This is a genomic window from Streptomyces sp. NPDC060366 (assembly GCF_042725135.1).
GTDB lineage: Bacteria > Actinomycetota > Actinomycetes > Streptomycetales > Streptomycetaceae > Streptomyces.
Map to the genome: position 1 here is coordinate 433,774 of NZ_JBHXDC010000001.1, position 12,885 is coordinate 446,658.

Sequence of the window (12,885 nt, forward strand, 5' to 3'; positions counted from 1 at the left end):
CGAAGCATCTGCGCCAAGTTACAAACGAGACAAGGGCGCGGCAAGGGGCCGGGAGCGAGCAAAGTGGCGTGGGCATCGATTTCGGGCACAACAGCCCCATGGGACGGTCAAGTCGGCAGGGGCGCGTGCGAAGTGGGTCCCGAATGGCGGTACTGTGCGCGCGCGCCGCCATCCCGGCCGGCGCAGTTCCCGCGGAGGATTTCAGTGACTGTATTCAACAGATCGTGGCGACGCCCCGGGGCGCTCGTGACGGTCGCGGCGGCGGGTGCGCTCGGCGTCGGCCTCTTCGCCGGCCCGGCGGTGGCGCACACCCCGGCCTGGGCCGTGACCTGCTCGGAGGTGAGCGTCGATCTCGTCAACTACACCGCCGGCGCCGAGAACACGGTGACCCTGACCGTCGACGGCAAGGAGCTGCTGCCCACCGAGAAGTTCGGTGGCGAGTTCCACAAGAAGATCGAACTGCCCGAGCACACGAAGGAACTGAAGCTCAACCTCGTGGTGGTGGACGGTTCGGGCAACGACGGTTCGCTCAACGACACCAAGACCGCGCCGGTCTGCGAAGGCACCGAGCCCGAGCCCGAGCCGTCGACGACGCCTCCGGACGAGCCCACGCCGCCCGCGGAGGAGCCGAAGCCGGAGCCGAGCAAGACGACTGCCGCAGCCGTGCCGTCGTCGCAGCCGAGCCCCGCCGGTGACGACCTCGCCGAGACGGGTTCCTCCAGCACCACCCCGCTGATCGCGGGCGCCGCGGCCGTCATACTCGTCGCCGGTGCGGGCATCACGTGGGCCGCGCGCAAGCGCCGCACCGTGGGTCACTGACCCACCGCGCGACCACCGCCGACGACCGCCGACCGAAGGCCGTACCACCGCCGACGGACGCGGAACCGCCGTCGGCCGGCGGGCACTTGAGTGCCCGTCGGCCGGCGGCGGTGTCGTCACGGCGGCGCGCCCTCCGGTCAGGACTTGGCGCTGCCGGGCAGTCGCTCCAGCAGTCCCCGAAGGTCGTCCGCGTGCTCCTCCTCCTGCGCGAGGAGATCCTCGAAGATGCGGCGTGTGGTGGGGTCACCGGTCCCGAGCCACTGCGCGATCTCCGTGTACGCCGCGATGGCGACCCGCTCGGCGACCAGGTCCTCCTTGATCATCTCGATCAGGTCCAGGCTCGCGTCGTACTCCGCGTGCGAGCGCCTGGTCAGCGTCTCCGGGTTGAAGTCGGGCTCGCCACCGAGTTGCACGATCCGCTCGGCCAGCCTGTCGGCGTGCTGCTGCTCCTCCCCCGCGTGCTCCAGGAATTCCGCCGCGACCGGCTCCGCGTACAGCCCCGTCGCCGTGTAGTAATGCCTCTTGTAGCGCAGGGTGCAGACGATCTCGGTGGCCAGCGCCTCGTTCAGGACCTGGATGACACGGCCGACATCCGCCCCGTAGGCATCGGTCACCGGGCCTTTCCCGATCTCCTTGCGCGCGCGTTCGCGAATCGTCTGGATGTCGGTGAGGAATTCGGCCATGCCCGTTCACACCCTTTCTTTCCGGCTGCTGGTGTTGTCGGCCGGGCCTCAGAATTCGCCGGCCCCGGAGATTTCGGTCGCCCTGCGCGCCCGGGCCCCTTTGCGCGCCCGCACACCCCGGTCGCTTCTGCCGAGATACGACTCCGCCGCACGGATCGCCTCGTGCGCGGTGCGGTGTCCCATCAGCACGCACAGGGTGTAGGCGGCGTCGTCCAGCCGTCGCCTGCGCACCGAGTTGTGCGGCTCCTGGAGGACCAGCTGCTCCCAGATCCGGTAGCGGCGCAGAAGCTGGGCGAGCCGGGCCTTGTCCGGCAGAAGCATGCTCGTCTCCCGATTCCGAGGTCGGCCCGGCTGCCCGGGCGGACGCCCGACAGACGTTGTCCGGCTCATCCACACTGCGCCGATCGCACGGTGTACGCAAACGGGCGCATTCCGTGATGAATTCTCAGACGTCGAAGACGTCGAGGAAGACGGAGTCGAACGCCTTCAGATCGTCGGGCCTGCGGCTGGTGACGAGAGTGTTCGGCCCGTCGGTGCAGATCTGCACCTGCTCGTCCACCCAGGTACCGCCCGCGTTGCGGATGTCCGTCCGCAGACTCGGCCAGGAGGTCAGGGTCCTGCCGCGCACCACGCCGGCCTCCACCAGCGTCCAGGGGGCGTGGCAGATGGCCGCCACCGGCTTGCCCGCGTCGAAGAACCCCTTCACGAAGGCGACCGCCCCCTCGTCCGTCCGCAGCGCGTCCGGGTTGGCCACGCCGCCGGGCAGGACGAGTCCGTCGAAACCGTCGACCGAGCTGTCGGCCACCGTCGCGTCCACGGGGAAGGTGTCGGCCTTGTCCAGGTGGTTGAAGGCCTGCACCTCGCCCGCCCGGGTCGAGATGAGGACGGGCTCACCACCGGCGTCGACCACCGTCTGCCAGGGCTCCGTCAGCTCGACCTGCTCGATGCCCTCGGGTGCCATCAGAAACGCGACGCGCATGAGTGCTCACTCCTCCTGTGCTGTCTGGCCGGCGCTTTCCGCGGTCTCGGTCGGTGCTTCCGCGATCTCCGTCAGCGCACCACGGCCGTGCCCGTCAGCAGCTTCACGGCGGCGGCGATCGAGTCGGCGTCGATGCCCGCGCCGCGCAACTGCTCGGCGGGGGTCGCGGAACCCGGCATGTTCCGCACACCGAGCCGCACCAGCCGGGGCGCCGGCCTGCCGTCGGAGAACACCTCCGCCACGGCGTCGCCGAGGCCGCCCTGCGGGTGGTGGTCCTCCACCGTGATCAGACAGCCGGTGTCGGCCGCGGCGGCCTGGAGGGTGACCTCGTCGGCCGGTTTGATCGAGTACATGTCGACGACCCGCACCGTGATGCCCTCGGCGGCCAGCAGGTCGGCCGCCTTGAGGCACTCGTGGACGGTGATCCCGGAGCCGACGAGCGTCATCCGGTCGTCGATGGAGTGCCGGAGCACCTTGCTGCCGCCGACCGGGAACTGCTCGTCGGGGCCGTAGACGACCGGTGTCTTCCCGCGCAGCGTGCGCAGATAGCAGACGCCCTCCAGTTCGGCCATCGCGGCGACGAGCCGGGTCGTCTGGTTCGCGTCGCACGGCTGGAGCACCGTACTGCCGTGCAGGGCACGGAACATGGCGAGGTCTTCGAGGCCCATCTGGGAGGGACCGTCCTGGCCGATGGAGACCCCCGAGTGCGAGCCGACGACGCTGATCGACGCCCGGCTGACCGTGGCCATCCGCAGGAAGTCGTGCGCACGGGTGAGGAAGGCCGCGAAGGTGGAGGCGTACGGGATCTGTCCGCACGCCTGCATGCCGACGGCGGCGGCCACCAGCTGCTGCTCGGCGATGTAGAGCTCGAAGTACCGCTCGGGGTGCTCCTTCGAGAAGAACTCGGTACGGGTCGAGTCACCGACCTCGCCGTCGAGCGCCACGATGTCGCCGCGCGCGGAGCCGAGGGCCGTCAGGGCCTGGCCGTACGCGTCACGGGTGGCGATCTCGTCGCCCACGTCGAAGCGCGGCAGGTTCAGATGGCCGACCTCGGTACGGGGGTCGGTGGCCGCCGGGTCGGGCTTGCGCACCTCGACCCGCAGATTCCGCCGGCCGCCCAGTTCCTCGATGGCGCTCGCCGCGTCCGGCAGGGGCTTGCCGTGCATGCCCTCCTTGTCCTCGACGGCGGCGACTCCCCGGCCCTTCCTGGTGGCGGCGATGATCGCCGTCGGCTCCCCGACGGTCGAGCGGGCCTCGTTGCAGGCGGCGTCGATCGCGTCGATGTCATGGCCGTCGACCTCGATGGTGTGCCAGCCGAAGGCGTGCAGCCTGCGGGTGTAAGCGCCGAGGTCGTGCTCGTGGCGGGTGGGGCCGCGCTGGCCGAGCCGGTTCACGTCGAGGATCATCGTCAGCGAGTCGAGATGCTGGTATCCGGCGTGCTCGGCGGCCTCCCAGATCGAGCCCTCGGCCATCTCGCTGTCACCGCAGAGGACCCAGACCCGGTACGGGACCTTGCCCAGCCGCTGCCCGGCGAGCGCCATGCCGACGCCCACCGGCAGGCCCTGCCCGAGCGAGCCGGTCGCCACGTCCACCCAGGGGAGGCGGGGCGTGGGGTGGCCTTCGAGCCGGCTGCCCTGCCGGCGGTAGGTGCGGAACTCCGACTCGTCCACGGCACCGGCAGCGAGATACATGGAGTAGAGCAGGGGCGAAGCGTGCCCCTTGGAGAAGATCAGCCGGTCGTTCCCCGGATGGTCGGGCCGGTCGAAGTCGTACGTGAGGTGATTGGCCAGCAGTACGGCGGCGAGGTCGGCCGCGGACATCGACGAGGTCGGATGTCCGGAACCCGCCATGTCGGCGGCCCGGACCGAGTCCACCCTGAGCTGCTGCGCCAGTTCTGTCAGTAGTTCGCTACGCATGTCACTCCTCACCGGATGCGACCGGGTGCGGCCGGACGGGCGGACCGTGGACTTCCCGGCTGCCCGCGTGCCCGGGGACAGCGACGGCAAACGGGAGTCACGCCAGGTTTCGCCCCTTGACAACCAGATTGCCCCACCTGGGAGGAGCCCGCAGAACACCGGGTCCGGGGCGGGCGCCGTCCCGGACCCGGCTACCGTCCACGTATGACATCTCGCGCGTCGGTTACCGAGGTCGGTCCGCTCCTCAGAGGCTGGCGTGAACAGCGCCGGATCAGCCAGCTCGAGCTGGCCCTGCGCGCCGACTCGTCCGCCCGTCACATCAGCTTCGTCGAGACGGGCAGGTCCCGGCCGAGCGAGGCGATGGTCCTGCGGCTGTCGGAACATCTGGACGTACCGGTGCGGGAGCGCAACACCCTGCTGCTGGCGGCCGGTTACGCGCCGCGGTTCACCGAGACCGCGATCGACGACCCGTCGATGGCGGTGGTGCGGGAGGGGCTGGAGCGGCTGCTGCGGGGGTACGAGCCGTATCCGGCCCTCGTCGTGGACGGAACGTACACACTGGTGGCGGCCAATCGGGGCCTCGCCCTGCTCATGGAAGGCGTGCCCGAGCATCTGCTGGTGCCGCCGGTGAACGCGATGCGGGTCATCCTGCATCCGGAGGGCGCCGCGCCGCGCATCCGCAATTTCCGGCAGTGGCGACTCCATCTGCTGCACCAGATGGAGCGGCAGATCGCGCTCGCCCGCTCCGAGGAGCTGCGCGCGCTGTACGAGGAGGTCGCCGCGTATCCGCCGCCCGAGGGAGTCGACGACGGGCCGGAAGGGGGCGAGGACGCCGAGGACGCGGCGGCGTTCGCGCTGGGGACCTTCGCGCTGCCGCTGCGCATCGAGCACGGCGGGCAGGTGCTGACCTTCCTGTCGTCCATCTCCACGTTCAACACACCGATGGACGTGACGGTCGCCGAGCTGGCGATCGAGACGTTCCTGCCGGCCGATCCCGCGACGGCGAAGTACCTGATGTCGGCACTGGGCTGATCACGTCGCGCCCGGCCCCCGGCACCGGAGCGGTTCCGGCGCCGGGAACGGCCGAGTCGCTAAGACCTGCCGTGTCCCTCCCGGCGTGGGCGCGGCTCGGTGGGCAGGTCGCTGTCGGGGATGGCCGGGGGCGCGGCGGGGGTGGTCGTCGGCGACTTGGTCTCGTGCTCGGCGGAGCGCGCCGCCTCGGCGCGCAGCAGGGCGTTGAGTACGGCGAAGGGGTCGATGGGCATGGCTGTGTCCTCGCGGTGCGATGGGGGTTGACCGGCTGCTGAATGGGGTCGACAAGCACGCGGGCGTGCCGGACCTCTCAGCAGCGCAGCACCACACGGCGGACGGGCGGCGCCGCGACCGGCCCGCTCCTCGACGAGGCGACGGCGGCCCCTCCGTACGGAGGCCGCGACGGCCGGCTGTCCTTTTCGGCGCGTGGGCCCGCCGCCCCGCGCCCGGTCCTGGCCGACGCGGTCTGCGTCGCCATCGCCGTGTCGTGGTGCCCCTCCCCCGCCGGCTCGGGCGGCGTCGAGGCGGCCGGCCGGGGTTCCGCGCCGCGCGCGGCCGACGCGCACGGGTCGAGCGACATCCCAAGGAGGGCGAGCAGCGCCAGCAGCAGCACGACGGCGCGGGCGGGGGGACGGCCCGCGCTGGCGGGCCGGGGGCTGCGCGGTTCCAGGGCGCTGTTCACTCGGCACGACCTCCTGATCGTGCATCCTGTGCCCGTGGACGCCGCCGTGCGCGCCGGAAGGGCGAGAACCGCTCTCCTGGCGGACGCGGGTTACGCCGACCCGGGCAGGGCCCTTTCGGGCGCCGGGAGCGGGCCCCGGGGCTCAGGTCCCCTCGGGGCTCGGCTCCGTCTCCTCCCGGGGCACGGCCGCCGTGGCCGGCGTCAGACCGAGGGGGACCTGCGGTCCCAGACCGTCGTACAGCCAGCGCTTCAGCACCGTGTGGACCTGTTCCGCGCCCACCAGCTCGCCACCGCCCGGCACGGGCGGCGGCAGGGTCAGCGGCGACAGCAGGAAGGCGTTCGACTGCTCGCCGCCGAGTCCTCCGTGGGAGCCGATCTGCTCCTCGAACGCGTGCACCCGGCCCGTCGCCGGGTCGTACATCGAGTTGACCATGATGTCCGCGACATGGGGGAAGGTGTCGGTGCGCCGGACCGCGTCGGCGGCGCCCGGACCCATCGTGGCGAGCAGCCCCGTGTCGTCCAGCTTGGCGACCGGGATCTCCGCCCCGGCGGGGCCGAGCACGACGGAGCCGTTCGCCTCGCTCCGTACGAGGAGGAAGCCGATGCCCGGATGGTTGGCGAGGGTCCGCAGCAGCGCGGGGTGACGTTCGTCGATCTGTTCGCGGCTCATCCGCTCCGGGACGTCCGGGAAGGAGATCAGCCCCAGATTCCCGGAGGCGAGCACTATCGGGTCGGAGCCGCGCGCCGACCGCTTCTCGTCTCCCTCCTCGCCCTCCTCGACGGGGCGGTGGAGCGCTGTCCGCACGGCGTCACGGGCCGCGTCGCGCGCCTCGGCGCCGCTCTTGGTGCGCACCGCGCGGCGCGGCACGGGCAGTCCGCAGCCGGCCCGTACGAGATCCCGGAGCGTGAGCCCGTACCCGCCGAGGAAGGTCTCGCCGGGGCTCTGGCCGTGGTCGGAGAGGAGTACGAGCCGGTACGAGCGCGGCGCGTGGTCGGCGACCTTGGCCAGCAGTGCGATCGAGCGGTCCAGCCGCTCCAGGACGCGGGTGGCGTCGCGGCTGTGCGGTCCCGAGTGGTGGGCGACCTCGTCGTACGCGACGAGGTCGGCGTAGACGGCGGCTCGCCCGGCCAGCATGTCCCCTATCACCGCCGCGACCACGACGTCCCGCTCGACGACGGTCGCGAAGGCCCGGATGAACGGGTAGAGCCCGCCACGGCCGACCCTCGGCAGGTCGCCGCGGATCCGAGCGCGCGTCGACTGGCCTATCTCGCGGCAGACCTCGGCGACGAAGGAGACGGCCGTACGGACGGCGTTGGCCGGGTCGGTGAAGTAGGCGAAGTAGCCGGCGCGTGAGCGGGTCGCCCTGCCGCGCCGCGCGGCCATCGACAGGACGAGCGCGAGCTGGTCGGCGCCGCCGCTGAAGAGGTTGCCGCGGCTGGCGCCGTCGAGGGTGAGGAGCCCGGCGTCGCGGGTGTGCTCGATGGCCCGGCGCTGGAGTTCGGCGGCGCTCGCGGGCCGGTTGCTGACCATGATCCGCCCGCTCTCCTTCTCGTACCAGCGGAAAGCGGGGACATCGTGGTTGCTGCCGTGCAGGATGCCGAGCTGGCTGGCGCCGGTCTGGCTGGACCAGTCGGTGCGCCAGGGGGTGAGCCGGTGGGTGGGGCGCTCGCCGAGCCAGCCGGCGACGGTGGGCATGTGACCGTCGGCGACGGCGTCGAGCAGCACCTGGTGTCCGACGCCGTCGAGCTGGAGGAAGAGCGTGCCGGGCGACGCCGTGTAGCCGCGCCGGGCGCTGTCCTCACCGCTGCGGCGCCTACGGCGTTCGGCGAGGCGCGAGAGCCTGCGGCGGTAGGCGTTGTCGTCGCGTACGGCGAGGGCGGTGGAGGTGGCCGACGCGACGGCGGACATGACGGCGGCGACCACGATCGCGTTCTCGGGGTTGGCGGCGCCCCCGCCGTCGGGGGTGGATTTGAGCGCGACAAGCAGCAGGGAGCCGTTGAGGAAGAAGACCAGCAGGCCGAGCACGAGGGCGGGGACGAGCAGCAGGGCGCGGACCAGGAAGGGCCAGACGAGCGCGCTGAGCAGGCCGAAGGCGCCCGCTCCCCAGGCAGCGGTGAGCGCGGTCCTGGTGAGGCTGTCGTCGGCGCCCTGGAGCTGGAAGTCGGGCAGGATGCCGGCGAGCGCCAGCATGGTCAGGGTGGAGACCGCCCATACGACGACCACCCGCACCAGGGCCCTGCCGGCCGTCCGCCATCGCCCCTTGAACACCGCGTCTTCACCTCACGTCCAGGGCCCGCACACGTCCACGGGCCTGCTCCACAGCCTGACACAGCGCGCGGCGGGGCCGGTCCTCTTTAAGGGGCGGGGGCCGGCAAGGGGCGTGGACCGAAGGGCGGGCGACGGAGTGTTCAGCAGCCGTCGTACCCGGCGGTGGGCATGGAGAGCCTGCGGTGGACCTTGGCCTTGGACGTCGCGTCGTACAGAGGTTCGTCCGTCCCCACGGTCTCCACGGGGACGCCGCGACGCTCGCACTCGGCGTAGAAGGCCGGGACGGAGGCCAACGCCCGGTCGAGCACCCGCTCGTTGGGGACGACGAACGCGTCCACCAGACCGGCGTCGACGTCGACCCAGAGCCCGTAGTGGTCGGAGCGCATCCTGTAGAGGAGCAGCTGCCGTGTGACGACGTATCCCTTGTCGGCGGCCCAGCGGGCGCACATCGCCTGCTGGCCGCGGATGTCCACCAGGAACGGCTCGCGGTCGAGTTCTTCGAGCGGGGTGAGGCTGGCTATCGCCGCCACTCGTAAATCGCCCATGTTTCCGGCCCCCCGCTCAGCTGCACCCGACCGCTCCCCCGAAGCCGCCCCCTGTCCCCCGGTGTTCGACGACCCTACTCCGATCGGGCCTGCTTAAGGAGGCGCGTACCGGGCACGGGTGGGCGCATGGATGTGCCATGGGCGCACGCCCTCGGGCGTGCGGGGTCAGGCGCGCAGGTCAGGGGCGCGGGGTCGGGGGTCGCGAGCCGCCTCCTGCCCGTCCCACGCCCGGCCGCCGCCCGGCCGCCGTACGCTGAAGGCCTGATACGGACGGAGCTGAGGTCCCGCTTTGGGAAATGTCATCACCTGGTGGGGTCACGCCACCTGCACCGTCGAGGACTCCGGCGTCCGGGTGCTGACGGACCCCCTCTTCGCACGCCGGCTGGCGCATCTGCGCCGTCGGCGCGGTGACGTGCCGCCGCCGGAGGCCGCCGTGGCCGACGCCGTGCTGGTCTCGCACCTGCACTCCGACCATCTGCATCTGCCGTCGCTTGCGAAGCTCGCGCCGGGCACCCGGCTGATCGTGCCGCGCGGCGCGCGGCGGGCGGTTCCCGGACTGCGGCGGCTGGACGCCGTCAGACGGACGGGCGGTCTGCGGATCACCGAGGTCGAGGCGGGCGACGAGGTGGAGATCGGGCCGCTGTGGGTACGGGCGGTGCCCGCGTACCACGACGGGCGGCGGCTGCCGGTGGGGCCGCAGCGCTCCCCCGCGCTCGGCTATGTGATCACCGGTGAGTGCCGGACGTACTTCGCGGGCGACACCGGACTCTTCGACGAGATGGCGGACGCAGTGGGCACGGTCGACGTGGCGTTGCTGCCGGTGGGCGGCTGGGGGCCGCATCTGGGCCACGGTCATCTGAACGCCGACCGGGCGGCCGAGGCGCTGACCCGCCTCGCCCCCGGCGCCGCGGTGCCGGTGCACTACGGCACGTTCTGGCCGATCGGCATGGACGGGGTCAGACCGCACGAATTCCATTCGCCGGGCGACGAGTTCGTCCGCCTGGCGGCCCGGCGCGCGCCCGGAGTCGCCGTGCACCGGCTTCAGCACGGCGAGAGTGTGCGGCCGGGAGCCACCCTGTGATCGACCAGCTCATGAGCCAGTTGCCGTCGGAGTCGGCGCAGCAGGCGGTCACCTATCCGTCGCTGTTCCTGTTGGTGGCGCTGGGGGCCCTGGTGCCGGTGGTACCGACGGGCGCGGTGGTGAGTTCGGCGGCCGTGGTCGCCTTCCACCAGACGGCGCCGCTCGCGCTGCTCTACATATTCGTCGTCGCCTCGTTCGCGGCGTTCCTCGGCGACATCGCGCTCTACTGGCTGGGCCGACGCGGGGTCAACTCGAAGAACGGCTCGCGCTGGCTGGCGGCGCTGGAGCGGCGGGTCGCCGACGACACTCTTGAAGAGGCGCAGCGCAAGTTGCGGGAGCACGGCGTGACGGTGCTGGTGCTGTCGCGGCTGGTGCCCGCGGGGCGGATCCCGGTGATGCTGGCGTGTCTGCTCAGCCGGTGGCCGACGACGCGCTTCGTCAAGGGCGCGCTGCCGGCGTGCCTGGCCTGGGCGGCGACGTACCAGCTGATCGGGATCCTCGGCGGGTCGCTCTTCGCGGAGCCGTGGGAGGGCGTGGTCGCGGCGGTGGCGCTGACGGTGCTGATCAGCGGCGGGCCGGCGCTGTGGCGAAGGCTGCGGGGGCGCGGCAAGGGCTCGGACGGGAAGAGCGGGCCGGACGGCCCGGCGACGGCGGGCGGTCGCCCGGTCGCCGACGGCCCGACGGAGCCGGACGGCCGACAGGCGTGAGCGTCACGGGAGCGTCCGCCGCACAGCGGCTGATGTCCGTGTCGACCGTGGCTCGGAAGGCGGAGGCACGGGGAGGCAGCCGCCGAGGCCGAGTTCAGGCATCGAGGCTCGTTCCGCGCGGTGCGAAGGCGGTTCGTCGCAAGGCCCTCCAGGGCGGTACGCAGACGGTCGGCGGGGCCCGGCGCGGTGCGCGCCGTCTCCCCGTCCCGGCCGGGTTCCGTCGGGGAAATCCCGTTCAGCGCGGTTCGCGCGCCTCTGCCAGAACCGTCGTCAGAATGCCGAGCGCTTCGGCGACGTGCGGGAGTTCCAGAGGATCCGCCGCGTTGAGGGACTCCATGCGCTCCTCCGGGGTCGACCCGAGCAGGGGTCCGGTGGCGAGCCGCACCCGCAACGCGCCCAGTTCGTCCCCGAACCGGTGCCCGCCGGGCACCTGAACGCCCAGCCGTTCGCCCAGGAACTCCTCGAGTTCCATGGAGTCGCCGACCCCGCGTGCGGCGAGAGCGCGGCGCGCGGGCCCGAGGTCCGCGTAGAGATGGCGGCCCGCCTGCGGCGGCCTGGTCAGCGCCCCGGCGCTGAGAACGGCGTGGTGTACGGCGCCGGCCACGCGCGCGTGCAGCGCCGTCGCGGCGGCGGCCCGCTCGGTCACGGCCGTCGGCTCGTCCAAGGCGTGGGCGGCAGCGGCGGCGACCGGCCCCGCGACGAGCGCGCCCAGCGCGGTGAGACGGTCCAGCGTCCTGGCCCGGCGCAGGGCGCCGCCCGACGTGGCGGGGAAGCGCGCGACGGCGGCGGGCCACGACGCCGGGGTGAACGCGCCCGCCAGGTCGAAGAAGACCGTGACGTCGTCGGGCCACATCTCGGCCGGGCTGAGCGGCACCGTCTCGTGCGGCCGGTGCAGGGTGTCACGCCATGTCTCGTCGCTGATGATGTGCAGGCCCTCGCCGACGGCGGCCTCGCACGCCTCCCTGAGAAGCTCGGGCGGGGCGACGGTGCCGGTCGGGTCGTCGGCGATCGAGAGCAGCAGCAGGCGTGGCGTGCCGCCCTCGGCCCGTACCCGGCGCACCGTCTCCAGGAGGGCGTACGGATCGGGTACGCCGCCGCACTCCGCGGGCGTCGGCACCTGGAACACGGGCCGGCCCAGGAGTCTGGCCTGCGGCGCCCAGGAGGCCGGGTGCGGGCGGGGCATGAGGATGTCGCCGCCGTGCGCGGCGAGCAGCGCGAGAAGCAGCGGCTGCGGGCCGGCCGCCACCGCCGCCTCCTGGGGATGTGTCGGCAGGCCGCGTCTGGACCAGTAGCCGCAGGCGGCCTCGCGCAGGACGGGGCCGCCGCCGGGCGGCTCGGGCGATGTCTGTCCTGCCGCGTCCGCGAGTACGGCGACGAGTTCGGGCAGCGCGGGCAGGCCCATGTCCGGGGCCGACGGCCCGTACCGCACGGGCCCGTGTCCTTCATGGATCAGCCCGGCAGACCCCGTCGTACCGATCGAGCCCATGCCCGCCACCTCCCGCCCTCATCGGCCTTGATCCGACCGTCCGGCCGGATGTGGTCAGCCGGCCGACGGGCCCGATTTACGGCCGAGCATCGCCAGCAGGCGGGTCTGCGCGTCGGCGCCCGGCGGTGGCTTCAGCGGGGCGTCGAACAGGCCGCTGCTTGAGAGGCCGCCCGCGTACGGCTCGACCTCCGCCAGCGCGAAGTCCACCAGCGGTCCGGGCAGCCGCTCGTTCACACCGATCCCGCGCGACAGGTCCCAGGTGTGGACCACGGCGTCGAGCACCATCTGCGCGCAGTAGGCGGCGACCGGTGTCCTGCCGTACGAGAGCTGAACGGCGCGCTCCAGCGCGCCCCGCTCGGCGAACGCGGCGCGAGCCGCCGCCGCGGCGCGGTCCCAGGTGGCGACGGGGTCCTCGCCCAGTACGTCGCCGTCGAAGGCGTCGCCCACCTCGGCCATGGTCCGGCCCTCGCTCACCAGCGGGGGCACCCAGAGCTGCTCGGCCGTCAGGTGGTTGACCAGGTCGCGTACGGACCATTCGGCGCAGGGCGTGCCCGCCCGCCACTGGTCGGCGCCGACGGCGTGCACCCGGTCCGTGAAGAGGTCGAGCGCCTCGCCGTGCCTGTCCAGCAGTGAATCGTCCATGTCTCCCACTCTCCCCGGCCGCCCCGCCGAACGCGAGTCCGGCC

Annotated in this window: 14 protein-coding genes; 4 read left to right on the forward strand and 10 right to left on the reverse strand. The window is 72.8% G+C overall.

The genetic code is table 11. The features are described 5' to 3' along the window. Window positions 1-204 precede the first annotated feature (204 nt). Window positions 205-819, forward strand: a complete 615-nt coding sequence (locus ACFWHU_RS01730; protein WP_385802142.1) for an LAETG motif-containing sortase-dependent surface protein — start codon at window positions 205-207, stop codon at window positions 817-819. Between the two features lie 137 nt (window positions 820-956). Here the strand turns inward: ACFWHU_RS01730 and ACFWHU_RS01735 are convergent, their stop codons facing one another. The 4 genes from ACFWHU_RS01735 to ACFWHU_RS01750 all read right to left on the reverse strand — a co-directional run bounded on the left by ACFWHU_RS01735 (window position 957) and on the right by ACFWHU_RS01750 (window position 4,397). Continuing rightward, window positions 957-1,502, reverse strand: a complete 546-nt coding sequence (locus ACFWHU_RS01735) for a bacterioferritin (RefSeq protein ID WP_385802140.1) — start codon at window positions 1,500-1,502, stop codon at window positions 957-959. Between the two features lie 48 nt (window positions 1,503-1,550). Then, a complete protein-coding gene (locus ACFWHU_RS01740) occupies window positions 1,551-1,823 on the reverse strand; it encodes a DUF5133 domain-containing protein (protein WP_385802138.1) in 273 nt (90 codons plus the stop codon). A gap of 124 nt (window positions 1,824-1,947) precedes the next feature. Continuing rightward, the gene (locus ACFWHU_RS01745) at window positions 1,948-2,481 is read right to left on the reverse strand and encodes a type 1 glutamine amidotransferase domain-containing protein (protein ID WP_385802136.1); all 534 of its coding nucleotides are present in this window, start codon (window positions 2,479-2,481) and stop codon (window positions 1,948-1,950) included. A gap of 71 nt (window positions 2,482-2,552) precedes the next feature. Continuing rightward, complete coding sequence (locus ACFWHU_RS01750; RefSeq protein ID WP_387223171.1) at window positions 2,553-4,397, reverse strand: transketolase; 1,845 nt, start codon at window positions 4,395-4,397, stop codon at window positions 2,553-2,555. A gap of 204 nt (window positions 4,398-4,601) precedes the next feature. Between ACFWHU_RS01750 and ACFWHU_RS01755 the strand changes: the two genes are divergently transcribed. Beyond that, window positions 4,602-5,429 carry a helix-turn-helix domain-containing protein gene (locus ACFWHU_RS01755; protein ID WP_387223174.1) on the forward strand — a complete coding sequence of 276 codons (828 nt, stop codon included), beginning with the start codon at window positions 4,602-4,604 and terminating at the stop codon, window positions 5,427-5,429. Window positions 5,430-5,488: 59 nt separating this feature from the next. Here ACFWHU_RS01755 and ACFWHU_RS01760 read toward each other — a convergent pair whose 3' ends face one another. From ACFWHU_RS01760 to ACFWHU_RS01775, 4 genes are all read right to left on the reverse strand, one after another. Next, window positions 5,489-5,662, reverse strand: a complete 174-nt coding sequence (locus ACFWHU_RS01760; RefSeq protein WP_387223176.1) for a hypothetical protein — start codon at window positions 5,660-5,662, stop codon at window positions 5,489-5,491. Between the two features lie 77 nt (window positions 5,663-5,739). Continuing rightward, window positions 5,740-6,111: a hypothetical protein gene (locus ACFWHU_RS01765; RefSeq protein WP_387223178.1), complete on the reverse strand. Its 372-nt coding sequence runs from the start codon at window positions 6,109-6,111 to the stop codon at window positions 5,740-5,742. A 142-nt stretch (window positions 6,112-6,253) separates the two neighbouring features. Beyond that, window positions 6,254-8,380 (reverse strand): phage holin family protein, encoded by a 2,127-nt coding sequence (locus ACFWHU_RS01770; RefSeq protein ID WP_385802126.1) that lies wholly within the window; start codon window positions 8,378-8,380, stop codon window positions 6,254-6,256. A gap of 140 nt (window positions 8,381-8,520) precedes the next feature. After that, the gene (locus tag ACFWHU_RS01775; protein ID WP_385802124.1) at window positions 8,521-8,925 is read right to left on the reverse strand and encodes a hypothetical protein; all 405 of its coding nucleotides are present in this window, start codon (window positions 8,923-8,925) and stop codon (window positions 8,521-8,523) included. A 289-nt stretch (window positions 8,926-9,214) separates the two neighbouring features. On the opposite strand from ACFWHU_RS01775, the gene ACFWHU_RS01780 reads away from it, so the two are divergent. Then, a complete protein-coding gene (locus ACFWHU_RS01780) occupies window positions 9,215-10,006 on the forward strand; it encodes an MBL fold metallo-hydrolase (RefSeq protein ID WP_385802122.1) in 792 nt (263 codons plus the stop codon). A gap of 11 nt (window positions 10,007-10,017) precedes the next feature. Further along, a complete protein-coding gene (locus ACFWHU_RS01785) occupies window positions 10,018-10,713 on the forward strand; it encodes a DedA family protein (RefSeq protein WP_385802161.1) in 696 nt (231 codons plus the stop codon). Between the two features lie 235 nt (window positions 10,714-10,948). On the opposite strand, the gene ACFWHU_RS01790 is transcribed toward ACFWHU_RS01785, so the two are convergent. Further along, a complete protein-coding gene (locus tag ACFWHU_RS01790) occupies window positions 10,949-12,199 on the reverse strand; it encodes an aminotransferase class I/II-fold pyridoxal phosphate-dependent enzyme (RefSeq protein WP_387223182.1) in 1,251 nt (416 codons plus the stop codon). A 54-nt stretch (window positions 12,200-12,253) separates the two neighbouring features. Further along, the gene (locus ACFWHU_RS01795) at window positions 12,254-12,841 is read right to left on the reverse strand and encodes a TIGR03086 family metal-binding protein (protein WP_387223185.1); all 588 of its coding nucleotides are present in this window, start codon (window positions 12,839-12,841) and stop codon (window positions 12,254-12,256) included. Window positions 12,842-12,885: the final 44 nt, after the last annotated feature.

Coding starts and splice junctions, on each gene's coding strand:
- ACFWHU_RS01735 (WP_385802140.1), bottom strand. CDS start 1,502: ATGGCCGAATTCCTCACCGACATCCAGACGATTCGCGAACGCGCGCGC.
- ACFWHU_RS01740 (WP_385802138.1), bottom strand. CDS start 1,823: ATGCTTCTGCCGGACAAGGCCCGGCTCGCCCAGCTTCTGCGCCGCTAC.
- ACFWHU_RS01745 (WP_385802136.1), bottom strand. CDS start 2,481: ATGCGCGTCGCGTTTCTGATGGCACCCGAGGGCATCGAGCAGGTCGAG.
- ACFWHU_RS01750 (WP_387223171.1), bottom strand. CDS start 4,397: ATGCGTAGCGAACTACTGACAGAACTGGCGCAGCAGCTCAGGGTGGAC.
- ACFWHU_RS01755 (WP_387223174.1), top strand. CDS start 4,602: ATGACATCTCGCGCGTCGGTTACCGAGGTCGGTCCGCTCCTCAGAGGC.
- ACFWHU_RS01760 (WP_387223176.1), bottom strand. CDS start 5,662: ATGCCCATCGACCCCTTCGCCGTACTCAACGCCCTGCTGCGCGCCGAG.
- ACFWHU_RS01775 (WP_385802124.1), bottom strand. CDS start 8,925: ATGGGCGATTTACGAGTGGCGGCGATAGCCAGCCTCACCCCGCTCGAA.
- ACFWHU_RS01785 (WP_385802161.1), top strand. CDS start 10,018: ATGAGCCAGTTGCCGTCGGAGTCGGCGCAGCAGGCGGTCACCTATCCG.
- ACFWHU_RS01790 (WP_387223182.1), bottom strand. CDS start 12,199: ATGGGCTCGATCGGTACGACGGGGTCTGCCGGGCTGATCCATGAAGGA.
- ACFWHU_RS01795 (WP_387223185.1), bottom strand. CDS start 12,841: ATGGACGATTCACTGCTGGACAGGCACGGCGAGGCGCTCGACCTCTTC.